This is a genomic window from Pseudomonas bubulae (assembly GCF_037023725.1).
In the GTDB taxonomy this organism is placed as follows: domain Bacteria; phylum Pseudomonadota; class Gammaproteobacteria; order Pseudomonadales; family Pseudomonadaceae; genus Aquipseudomonas; species Aquipseudomonas bubulae.
On the sequence record NZ_CP146077.1, the window covers coordinates 1,319,668 to 1,331,123 of the forward strand.

Annotated in this window: 11 protein-coding genes; 2 read left to right on the plus strand and 9 right to left on the minus strand. The window is 54.8% G+C overall.

What is annotated here, in order from left to right; all coding sequences use genetic code 11:
- Positions 1-193: 193 nt before the first annotated feature.
- Together V6L81_RS06150 and V6L81_RS06155 are read left to right on the plus strand one after the other, a co-directional pair.
- Positions 194-496, plus strand: a complete 303-nt coding sequence (locus tag V6L81_RS06150) for an AlpA family transcriptional regulator (protein WP_338660677.1) — start codon at positions 194-196, stop codon at positions 494-496.
- Positions 493-1,926 carry a YfjI family protein gene (locus tag V6L81_RS06155; protein WP_338661116.1) on the plus strand — a complete coding sequence of 478 codons (1,434 nt, stop codon included), beginning with the start codon at positions 493-495 and terminating at the stop codon, positions 1,924-1,926. The genes V6L81_RS06150 and V6L81_RS06155 overlap by 4 nt, the downstream gene beginning before the upstream one ends.
- Positions 1,927-2,039: 113 nt before the next feature.
- On the opposite strand, the gene V6L81_RS06160 is transcribed toward V6L81_RS06155, so the two are convergent.
- The 9 genes from V6L81_RS06160 to eat form a co-directional block, all read right to left on the minus strand.
- The gene (locus tag V6L81_RS06160) at positions 2,040-2,735 is read right to left on the minus strand and encodes a hypothetical protein (RefSeq protein ID WP_338660559.1); all 696 of its coding nucleotides are present in this window, start codon (positions 2,733-2,735) and stop codon (positions 2,040-2,042) included.
- Between the two features lie 58 nt (positions 2,736-2,793).
- On the minus strand, positions 2,794-3,999 hold the full coding sequence (locus V6L81_RS06165; protein ID WP_338660560.1) for a phage integrase central domain-containing protein: 1,206 nt from the start codon (positions 3,997-3,999) through the stop codon (positions 2,794-2,796).
- A gap of 379 nt (positions 4,000-4,378) precedes the next feature.
- The gene (locus V6L81_RS06170) at positions 4,379-5,119 is read right to left on the minus strand and encodes an XRE family transcriptional regulator (RefSeq protein ID WP_094999457.1); all 741 of its coding nucleotides are present in this window, start codon (positions 5,117-5,119) and stop codon (positions 4,379-4,381) included.
- A 207-nt stretch (positions 5,120-5,326) separates the two neighbouring features.
- Complete coding sequence (ppa, locus tag V6L81_RS06175) at positions 5,327-5,854, minus strand: inorganic diphosphatase (protein WP_016779241.1); 528 nt, start codon at positions 5,852-5,854, stop codon at positions 5,327-5,329.
- 101 nt (positions 5,855-5,955) lie between these two features.
- Positions 5,956-6,768: a zinc-dependent peptidase gene (locus V6L81_RS06180; protein WP_094999456.1), complete on the minus strand. Its 813-nt coding sequence runs from the start codon at positions 6,766-6,768 to the stop codon at positions 5,956-5,958.
- A gap of 15 nt (positions 6,769-6,783) precedes the next feature.
- Positions 6,784-7,437 (minus strand): DedA family protein, encoded by a 654-nt coding sequence (locus tag V6L81_RS06185; protein WP_094999455.1) that lies wholly within the window; start codon positions 7,435-7,437, stop codon positions 6,784-6,786.
- Positions 7,438-7,649: 212 nt separating this feature from the next.
- Positions 7,650-8,447: an ethanolamine ammonia-lyase subunit EutC gene (gene eutC, locus V6L81_RS06190; RefSeq protein ID WP_094999454.1), complete on the minus strand. Its 798-nt coding sequence runs from the start codon at positions 8,445-8,447 to the stop codon at positions 7,650-7,652.
- Between the two features lie 2 nt (positions 8,448-8,449).
- The gene (locus tag V6L81_RS06195) at positions 8,450-9,850 is read right to left on the minus strand and encodes an ethanolamine ammonia-lyase subunit EutB (protein ID WP_095020960.1); all 1,401 of its coding nucleotides are present in this window, start codon (positions 9,848-9,850) and stop codon (positions 8,450-8,452) included.
- A gap of 52 nt (positions 9,851-9,902) precedes the next feature.
- Positions 9,903-11,348 carry an ethanolamine permease gene (eat, locus tag V6L81_RS06200; RefSeq protein WP_094999452.1) on the minus strand — a complete coding sequence of 482 codons (1,446 nt, stop codon included), beginning with the start codon at positions 11,346-11,348 and terminating at the stop codon, positions 9,903-9,905.
- Positions 11,349-11,456 lie beyond the last annotated feature (108 nt).

The window sequence follows — 11,456 nt, forward strand, 5'->3', positions numbered from 1 at the left end:
GCAGCTACAGCTCAGCTTACGAGACTTGTCCTGAAGGCTGTTCATTGTTTCTAGATCGACTTGTGCCGCTCGCGTCAAGAGGTCTGCTTGAGTAAAAAATTACATTAAGCAGATGGTCAAATGATCCATTGGGATAGTTATAGATTCACTCATCGATTAGGAGCTTGAGGCAAAAACGATGAGCGTAACGGGCATGACAAGCTGTGTTTCTAGGGTGCTGAGGTTGAAGCATGTACAGGAGCGAGTTGGACTGGGTAGGTCCACAATTTACGATCGGATGAATCCGAAGTCGCCAAGGTATGACAGTACTTTCCCCAAGCCGATCAAGCTGGGCATCGCTGCGATAGGTTGGATTGAGGTTGAGATTGATGCCTGGATTAAATCAAGGGTTATTGCTGGATGGGGGGGCGCTTCAGGCATAGTTGTGCCTGAGGGCGGAAAATCTGCGGGATGCTACAGCGGTAACCAAGGGACTGAAGAGGAGGTGCAGCAGTGAGTATCCTCCTGAATGCAGTGAAGCTTCACGAGAGTCTACCGAGGGTAGGGGCACGCTTTCCGCGCTTTGTTCCTTGCGCCCTGCTAGCAGCTGCAGTTAATGAGGCGGAAAAAAATGTCCAAGCCCCGAGGGCGTTAATATTCTCAGGCGCGTTGACGGCTATTTCACTGGCGTGTCAGGGGTTAATAGATGTTTGCAAACCAACTGGTCAGTGTGTCCCGACATCCTTAATGTTGTTGTCAATAGCTGGGTCGGGTGAGCGAAAGTCGACTGCGGAAAATGTTTTTCTAGGTCCAATTCGTGAGTTTCAGTGCTTGGAGTATAAAAAATACCGAGAAGCTTTTGTCGAATGGAATGTTCAGCTAGAAGTCTGGAAGGAAAAAAGAAAGGTTGTCTTAAAGAAGATAAGCAAAAATACAGATAAAGGCATTAACTCCAGCGAGGAAGAGTCGCTTTTGAGTACACTTGAGAAGTCGAAGCCTGTAAGGCCAAGGCAATACAAGATGGTTTATGATGATGCGACATCAGAGGCTCTGTTCTTTGGCTTGTATAATAATCTCCCATCAGCTGGGTTAATATCGAGCGAAGGTGCCGGAATTCTTAATGGTGGGGCGCTGAATGATCTGTCTAAGCAGAATTCATTGTGGAGTGGCGACTCTATAACAGTTGATCGCGTTTCTGTTGAAAGTTATCAGATTTCAGATTCTCGCTTAACTGTATCCGTTATGCTGCAAGAGTCAGCATTTAAAGAGTATATGGAGCGTCGTGGCGAAAAAAGTCGTGGGTCAGGGTTGTGGGCTAGGTTTTTAGTTTGTCATCCTGAATCGACGCAAGGTACTAGAGTAATAGGTGATGACACATTGTCGTGGGAGAGATGTAATGATTTTTCTGCGCGTATTGGCGAATTGCTTGTCCTGAATCGGGCGTTGTTAGACTCTCCGAAAAAAGAGAGGTTGACTGTGCATTTTTCTCAGGAAGCCAAAGAAAGATGGCGGGATGTTTTCAATGAAATAGAAACAGGTATTGTTGAGGGTGGCAGATTTGAGGGCGCCTCGGATCATGCTTCAAAACTGGCCGACAATATCGCTAGGGTTGCGGCGTTGTTGCACTTTTTTGAAGGCGGACAGGGGGAGGTTTCGTGCGGGGAGCTAGACTTTGCTGTTGATTTATGTTGCTGGTACTCAGATCAGTTTTTTCAGATATTTGTTCCTCCACCACAAGAAAATATTGATGCGGATGATTTGTTGGAGTGGCTGTGTAGTTATTTTGGTAAGAGATATGGCGAGATTAGGAAGAATAAAATTCTTCAGTATGGGCCTGGCAAGTTAAGAAATAAGCTTCGTCTGGAACGTGCTTTGGATGTGCTTAAGGAAAGAAGGCTGATTGATATTGTTAGGCATAAAGGAGTTAATTACATTGATTTGATTTGATTTGATTTGATTTGATTTGATTTGATTTGATTTGAAGTGTTAAGTGAGGCTCTTTCGCTGTGGTTGGCTACGCGCCGTATTGATTTTTACGGCGCTAGTGGTTGAGGCGTGATTCAGCCTTCTGGTGAATCAAAAGCCTTGGCGACTTCTTTGTTTTCGTGAATAAGGGTTGTCAGTTTATGTATCAGGTCTTCCATGTTGTTCGGGATAGGGATGTTGCTTTCGTTAGCTATTGTCGATAACTCACTAGCGATGCTGTGTGCTGCATCGTAAGCGTTTCGCCAACCTTTTTTGGGTCTTTTTTTCGAAAGTAGTGTTATGACTAATCTCTCAAGTTCTAGCGCGTTTTGTGCTTTTTGACGGCCGCCCTTTTGGGCACGTTCAGTTTTTTTATGGTTTATGGGGTCTGTGAGCCCAGCGTGATAGGCTAAGTAGTGTTTGGCTTCTAGTAAAGCAGCCCAGGCGTTGTTTTGTGGTTCGTGTTTTATTAAGTGTTGAGCTATGGCTGTATATATAAAGGAAAGTATTACTGAGCTTTCCTTTTTTATAGATAGATCTTTGCTCAATAATCTTTCTGTGTTGTAGTTCAGTATGGTTTTTTTGGTGATTTGTCCGCTGAGGATCGCCCGTAAGTATTCATTTATTTCTTCTTTTGCGGTTCGCTCTCCAAATTCATCTTCCATATAGTCGTCAAGCCGGTTTACTAGGATGCTCAAACGTTTTTCTATTCCGTCATTTCCAATGATTGCGGACACTGGGTCTTGGGAAATGTCCTCGTCAAAATCGTGACTTGGTGAATTTTCTTTCATGGGCTGCGTTCCGTTTATATGTTATTAGTGTTTGGTCTTAGGTATCAGTCAGTAAGTGCTAGGCTGTAGTTGGAGAGGTTACAAATCTGCTCCACTCATTCATGAGTAAGCGCCTCTTATCGAGAAAGTCCGAGCGAGAGTAAGCCCCTTCAGTCTGGTCTCGCTCATCATGCGCAAGCGCCATTTCGCAAACCTCACGTGGGTAGTGAGTGCATTCACCGGCCCAATCTCGAAACGAGGATCGAAATCCGTGCCGGGTGATGTGCTCGTACCCTATGCCATGCAGGAGCGTTCGTACTGCGTTTGCGTGCATGGCCCCTGTCTTGCCCTGACCAGGGAATAGAAAGGCGCTTCCCTCATCTCGCGGAATGCTCTTCACCAGCTTTACGACTTCCTCGGCAAGCGGAATTACGAAAGCCACTCGCATCTTCATTCGCTCATCTGGCAGTGACCACGTGCCCCCTTCCAAATCAAATTCATCCCAACGAGCGAACCTGACCATGTGGGCGCGTGCGCTGGTCATGATCAGCAGTTGAGCGGCCCAAGATGGCGGTGAGGAGTTTGCCTGGAGCTTGGTCATCAGCGCCGGCACATCCTGCCAGCGCAAAGCTTCAAAGTGCTCACGCTTTCGAGCCTTTTTCTTTTCAGCACGACTCAACAGATTGTCTAAGTGCCCGCGCCAGCGTGCAGGGTTCTCCCCCTCTCGTAGATTGCGTGCCTTGGCTGCATCCAGAACCTGTTCAATCTGCCCGCGTACCTCGTCGGCAGTTCTAGTTTTGGTGGCCCAGATGGGTTGCAGCACCTTCAGTACCTGGGCAGTCCCAATCTCCTCGGCTGAAAATTTTCCGATGTGGGCAAACGCATACAGCTCCAGCTTACGCAGCCAGCCTTTACGCCACTTCTCTGACCAAGTGCCCCCATGCGCTTTGCAGTATTCTTTCGCGAGTGTTTCGAACTTCAGCTGTTTCGCCTCGCTGGCGCGCTGTGCTTCGCGTTGAGCAGCGCGCTCGATGTCGCGAGCGGCTAGCGGGTCGACCCCGTCGCTCAATTGGCTGCGTTTGGTGCTGGCTTCAAGCCTGGCCTTCTTAAGACTGACTTCAGGATAAGAGCCCAAGCCCATCTCTCTGCGACGGCCTGCCAGTTGGAAGCGAAGGAGCCAGGATTTACGCCCGGTAGGTTTGACGACCAAGCGAAGCCCGTCACCATCTTCGTAGGTGCCGGGTTCGGTCAGGTTTTCGACTTGTTTCGGATTCAGCTTACCCATTGGATTTCCCCTCTCGTCCCTTTTGTCCCCCCACCTGTCCCCCCACTTCATCGTCGGATGCGGTCAAATGGCATCGAACACCATCGGACAGGGGAGCGCCTGAAACGCCCGTGATAGCTAGGCTATCGGCAGAGTTCTCGGATGGGATAGGATTATTTTGGACAATTAAAAAGCCGGCTTGTGGCCGGCTTCTCGGGGGCGGGTTTGGCTTATTTTTGGTAAGCCGTACTCGCCTTCAATCGGGACATCCAGCGCGTTGTGGCTGGGTGTGGGGCGTAGCGGCTTTTTGCTGCCTGGCCCTGCATTCCGGCTCGCGTGCCGCGAGGGGGAGTGCACAAGTGCGACGAATCATACTGGGGTTTGAGTACTTTTCCCAGACCTAAGGTTGTTCGTCCAGTTTGTAAGGCACTGGCGGGCGTCGCTGGCTAAGCGTGGACCACCAGAATACCCAGCCCAGTATCCGTATCTGCTGCGCATGGACTTCTGTTGCGTCAAAGACTTCGTCCGGATACTCCAGGCAGTTGTGGCTGCGGATGCGCAGGCCGTTGTTGGGCAGGCGGTAGAGGTATTTGATGCGCAGCATGCCATCCTGCTCGAGCGCGTAGATTTCACCGTCGACGATTTGGGTCAGGCTGCGGTCGATGGCGACTGTGGAACCATCCTGGATCCTGTGCGCCATGCTGTTGCCAATCATGGGTGCGCAAATGGCCTGGTCGGGGCTGACATCCAGGGCCTGCAGGGTCGAGCAACTGAGCCGCACGGTGCAATCAGGAATTTTCACCACATGGGTTTTGCCTGATCCGTCGGGGTGCAAGGTTTCGTTGTAGAAGGGCGCGTCAATATCGCAGGCATTAGCCGGTTTGGGCTGTCCGGTCTGGGCAGGCGATTTTTCATCGTTGCTGCTGACAAGGCCCGGATGCTTGACGCCCTCGCCGGTACGTAGCCAGCGGCTGTTGACGCACAGCAGTTCGGCGATTTCGTCCAGGCGAGCCATCGGAATGCCCCGTTTGAACCAGTTGTTGACGTGCTGCGGCGTAACGCGGCGATTGGCTGCGAAGTCCGAAGCGGTTAAATGGCACTCCCGCAGGAGGGCTTTCAGGCGATCACCGGATGTATTCATGAACACAGAGTCTACGGGCAAGCCAAGCCTGTTTAAATAAACTAAGCGTTCAAAAAAAAACGGTAAAACCAGAAAATTCCTAGACTTGCAGCGATATTTCCTACTGGCATTGACTGGGCATTTTGCGCGCCGTAAACAGGCTGTTTTATTGCGTTTATGCAGGCATAAAAAAACCCCGGCGAGCCGAGGTTTTTTTTAACCGCTTGCTTAGCCTTTGTAGGCCGCAACCGATTTGGTGATTTCGGCACGGGCAGCTTCAGCATCGCCCCAACCTTCGATCTTCACCCATTTGCCTTTTTCGAGATCTTTGTAGTTCTCGAAGAAGTGCTGGATCTGCTGGATCAGCAGGGGTGGCAGGTCGGTGTACTCTTTCACGTCAACGTACAGCTGGGACAGCTTGTCGTGAGGCACTGCAACCACTTTGGCATCGCCGCCGCCGTCGTCAGTCATGTGCAGGATGCCAACCGGGCGAGCACGGATAACCGAGCCTGGAGCTACCGGGTAAGGGGTAACCACCAGCACGTCCAGCGGATCACCGTCGTCAGCCAGGGTGTTAGGGATAAAACCGTAGTTGGCCGGGTAGAACATCGGGGTGGCCATGAAGCGGTCAACGAACAGGCAATCGCTGTCTTTGTCGATTTCATATTTGATCGGCGCGTGGTTAGCCGGAATCTCGATAGCGACGTAGATGTCATTCGGCAGGTCTTTGCCAGCCGGAATCTTGCTGTAGCTCATTGGGCGGTGCCCCCGTTAGTAGGCCAGTTTGTTTGGCCGATTTGGCCAAAAAGTGGCGGCGATTATAGGCGTATTCCTATAAGGACGTCACCCTTGGGCGATCAGTGCTGCGCGCGGTATTCGGGGTGTTCGCTTTGCAGCTGCTTGAGGCGTGCCAGCGTGTCCTGACGATAAAACAGGCTCAGTTGTTGATAGACCAGCGGGTAGGCATGGTTCAACAGGTCGGGTGCGCTGAAAAAGTACTCGCTGGTGACCGCAAAGAACTCCGCCGGGTTTTCGGCGGCATAGGGGTCGATAGGCGCGTGGTCGGGGTTGTGGTGGTCGAGGTAGTGATTGAGATGGTCGTAGGCCTGTTGCATGGCTTGGGTCCAGTCACTGACATGCATGCTGCTGTGCAAGGGCGGCATGCCATTCGCGGCACCATTGAGCATGTCCAGCTTGTGCGCCAGTTCGTGGATGACCAGGTTGTAGCCTTCCCAGCCACCGCTGGCCAGCACGCCCGGCCAGGCCAGAACCACCGGGCCATGCTGCCAGGCTTCACCGCTGTGATGGCCTTCCCATTCATGCTCTACACCGCTGGAATCACGATGGCGCTGGGGGCTGACGAAGTCGTCGGGGTAGAGCACGATTTCGTGAAACCCCTGGTACCAGTCCAGGTCACCCAGGTTGAGCAGCGGCAATTGCGCCTGAGCGGCCAGCAACAGCCGGCCCTCTTCGGTCAGCTCAACCCCGGGCATGGGGGTGAGGTGCTTGGCTTGCAGAAACAATACGCTGCTGTCGCGCAGCCATTTGTCCTGCTCGTCATTCAGCCCGTCGAGAATGCTCAGATGCTGGCGCACGTTGTGCCATACGTCAGGCGTTACCGGGTGCTGCGCAAGGATTCGCTGGCGCCGCCATTCACTTAGAGACCACATGGTGGTGTCTCCCGATCAGGCTTTGGCTTTGGCTGGAGTACGGCCCAGACGGCTGCGGATCACGCCAATAATCATCGGTACCAGCGACAGTAGAATGATGCCCACCACCAGCAGCGACAGGTTCTTCTTGATAAATGGCACATTGCCGAAGAAATAACCCAGAGTGACCAGGCCGCCAACCCACAGGATGGTGCCGAATACGCTGAACATAAAGAAGCGCGGGTAGAACATGCGCGCCACACCGGCAACAAACGGAGCGAAGGTGCGGAAAATCGGCAGGAAACGGGCCATGGTTACGGTTTTACCGCCATGACGCTCATAGAAGTCGTGGGTTTTTTCCAGGTAGTCGCGACGGAAGATTTTCGAATTCGGGTTGCTGAACAAGCGCTCGCCTGCCGTTCGTCCGATAACGTAGTTGGTGCTGTCGCCCATGATCGCAGCCAGCATCAGCAAGCCTGCGAGCAGTACCGGGTCCATGCCGCCGCCGGCAGCTACGGCGCCCGCGATAAAGAGCAGCGAATCACCCGGCAAAAACGGCATGACCACCAGACCGGTTTCGCAAAAAATCACCAGAAACAGGATGGCGTAGATCCATGGCCCGTAATTGTTTACCAGCATGTCGAGGTACACATCGAGGTGCAGGATAATGTCGATCGGGTTGAAATCCATGTGAAGCACCTGTGTTGATGACCCGGCTCTGCAGGTCTGTGCGGGTAGGGATGCGTAGTTAACTACAACAATTGTAGTTTTTTCGTACTTTTTTGAAGAACCGGATTATACGGATTGAGACGAATTCTGCAGTGTGAGTTTGTAGCGAAGCGTGTATTGGTAGTCAAAAGCCGTAGCAGCAGCCTCGTTCCTTCGGCAGCTGCTACGCAGAGTTAATCGCCCTTGAGCAGAAAGTTTTCGCTGGGCGCTTCGACATCCAGGGTCTGCACCTGGGCTTCATCCTTCAGATTCACTCCCGATAATTGCCGCCGGCAGGCTTCGCGCATCAGGTACGCCAGCCGATGAGCGGCCATGCCGTAGCTCAGGCCTTCAAGCCGTACATTGGAAATACAGTTGCGATACGCATCGGTCAGGCCGATTTTCGGCGCGTAGGTGAAGTACAGCCCCAGGCTGTCGGGGGAGCTGAGCCCGGGGCGTTCGCCGATCAACATCACCACCATGCGTGCGCCCAGCAGTTCGCCAATTTCATCGGCCACGGCAACTCGCCCCTGCTCTACCAGAATCACCGGCGACAGCGACCAGCCTTCAGTCGCCGTGTGCTCTTCCATGCGCGCCAGGAAGGGCAAGGTGTGGCGATGCACGGCCAGTGCCGACAAGCCATCCGCTACCACCACGGCGACATCGATGCCGCCGGGGTTGGCCGCTGCGTAGTCGCGCAATTGCTGCGCAGAGTCGTCGTTGAGCTTGCGTCCCAGATCCGGGCGTTGCAGGTAGCTGTGGCGGTCAGCCGCGGCACTGTGCAGCAGCAGGCTCTCGCGCCCGCGCTCGGTTAACTGTGCACTCAGGCCGGGGTGATCAAACGGCAAATGCACCGCATCCCGGGCCTGGGCATGGGCGAATTGAAAGTCGAGCTGGGCCTGGGTCGGCATGCTGGTGCCGGTGCGTCCCAGGGCAATACGTGCGGGGGTCAGGCGGCGCAGCTCCAGCCACGGGTTAAGGTTGTCGGCCATGCCTAGCGTCCTCCCAAATGAGCCAGCGCCTGGCGAAATGCAGGTGGCAGTTGATGGCCGAACTCGATGCGGCCATCGTTCTGAGTAAAAATGCCCACCTTGCTGAGCCACTGTTCAAACTCCGGGGCGGGTTTTAACCCCAGGGTTTTGCGGGCATACAGGGCGTCATGGAACGACGTGGTCTGATAGTTGAGCATGATGTCGTCCGACCCCGGGATGCCCATGATGAAGTTGATCCCGGCCACCCCCAGCAATGTCAGCAGGGTGTCCATGTCGTCCTGGTCCGCTTCGGCATGGTTGGTGTAGCAGATATCACAGCCCATGGGCACACCCAGCAGCTTGCCGCAGAAGTGGTCCTCAAGGCCGGCGCGGATGATCTGCTTGCCGTTGTACAGGTACTCGGGGCCGATAAAACCGACCACGGTATTGACCAGAAACGGCTTGAAATGCCGTGCCACGGCGTAGGCGCGGGTTTCACAGGTTTGTTGATCCACGCCGAAATGAGCGTTGGCCGACAGCGCGCTGCCCTGACCTGTTTCGAAATACATCAGGTTATTGCCCAGAGTCCCGCGATTGAGGCTTAAACCTGCCTCGTAGCCTTCCTGCAGCACATTCAGGTTGATGCCAAAACTGGCGTTGGCTGCCTCGGTGCCGGCAATGGACTGAAATACCAGATCCAGCGGCACGCCGCGATTGATGGCTTCGATCGAGGTGGTGACGTGGGTCAGTACGCAGGACTGGGTGGGGATTTCATAGCGCTGGATGATGGCGTCGAGCATGTTCAGCAGGTCGCAGATCGAGGCAATGCTGTCAGTGGCCGGGTTGATGCCGATCATGGCATCGCCGTTGCCGTAGAGCAGCCCGTCGAGAATGCTGGCGGCAATGCCGGCCGGGTCATCGGTGGGGTGGTTGGGTTGCAGGCGTGTCGAAAGTCGGCCGCGCAGGCCCATGGTGCCGCGAAACCGGGTAACCACACGGATCTTTTGCGCGACCAGAATCAGGTCCTGTACGCGCATGATCTTCGACACGGCGGCGGCCATTTCCGGGGTCAGGCCCGGCGCCAGGGCCCGCAAGCTGTCCTCGCTGGCTGCGTCGCTGAGCAGCCAGTCGCGAAAGCCACCGACGGTCAGGTGGCTGACCGGGGCGAAGGCTTGAAGATCATGGCTGTCGATAATCAGCCGGGTGACCTCATCGGTCTCGTAGGGGATCAGAACTTCTTGCAGAAAATAGGCGAGCGGGATGTCAGCCAGCGCCATTTGCGCGGCCACCCGTTCGCCGTCGTTTTGCGCAGCCACGCCGGCCAGAAAATCCCCGGAACGGGCCGGGCCAGCCTTGGCCATTACATCTTTAAGGCTATCGAAACGGTAGGTCTGAGTGCCAACCGCATGTGAGAACGTTGCCATACAGGGTGCTCCATGACGCCAGACGCAAGGCGTCTGGCGGGATTCTCAGCGGTCAGTGCAAGGCTTTTTCGGCCTGTTGAATAGCCGCGAATTCCTCTTCCGGCGTACCGGCCACCAAATGGTGCCGACTGTAAAAAGCGAAGTAGGCAATTAATACTCCATAGATCACCGCAGCGCCAATCACCACCCGCGGGTCAACCAGGAAGCCGGCCACCACCGCGACACAGGCAAGCACCAAAGCAGTGCCCGAAGTGAAAATCCCGCCCGGCGTGCGATACGGGCGCTCCATTTTAGGGCGGCGAATACGCAGGGTGATATGCGCGGCCATCATCAGCACATAGGAAATGGTCGCGCCAAATACCGCCACCAGAATCAGCAAGTCGCCCTGGCCGGTCAGTGACAGACCAAAACCGATAATGCCGGGGATGATCAAGGCCAGCACCGGCGCCTTGCTCTTGTTGGTTTCGGACAGTTTGCGCGGCAAATAGCCGGCGCGGGACAAGGCGAAGATCTGACGTGAATAGGCGTAAATGATCGAGAAGAAGCTGGCAATCAAACCGGCCAGGCCCACCAGGTTCACAAAGCCGCCCATCCAGGTCGAGCCGCCATACGCCTTGCTCAGGGCTTCGACCAGCGGATTACCCGATGCCATCAAGTGGTGCGCGCCGGCGCCGCCCGGGCCGATCACCAGAATCAGCAGGGCAAAGGTGGCCAGAACCAGCATGGCGCCGATCAGGCCGCGAGGCAGGTCACGCTTGGGGTTCTTGGTTTCTTCAGCAGCCAGCGGCACGCCTTCGACAGCGAGGAAAAACCAGATCGCATAAGGGATGGCTGCCCAGACACCGACATAACCGAAGGGCAGAAATGCGCTGGCGCCCTTGGCCTCGGTGACCGGGATATCCAGCAGGTTGGCGACGCTGAAGTGCGGCACCATCGCGACCAGAAACACCCCCAGGGCAATGGCCGCCACGGCGGTGATGATGAACATCAGCTTGAGCGCTTCCCCGACCCCGAAAATATGGATGCCGATAAAGATGATGTAGAACGCCAGGTAGATCATCCAGCCGCCAATACCGAACAGCGACTCGCAATAGGCGCCGATAAAACAGGCAATCGCGGCAGGGGCGATGGCATATTCAATCAGGATCGCCGTACCGGTGAGGAACCCGCCCCACGGCCCGAAAGCACTGCGGGCAAAGCCGTAGCCGCCACCGGCGGTGGGGATCATCGAGGACAATTCGGCCAGTGAAAAGCACATGCACAAGTACATGGTGGCCATCAGCAATGTGGCGATAAACATTCCGCCCCAGCCGCCCTGGGCCAGGCCGAAGTTCCAGCCGGCGTAGTCGCCGGAAATCACATAGGCCACGCCCAGGCCCACCAGCAGGACCCAGCCGGCAGCGCCTTTTTTCAGTTCACGTTGTTGGAAATAATCGGAGCCGACTTTTTCAAAATCGACAGAGGACGCCGCCGCAGCGGCAGTAGGTTCGCTAGGCATGGGAATTCACCTGTTCTTTTATAGTTTGAGAAAATATGACAGGGAGATAAGCAAGAGCTAGGCCAGAAGGCCCGGTGTAGAGCTATTGATGCCAGTTTGTGGGAGCGG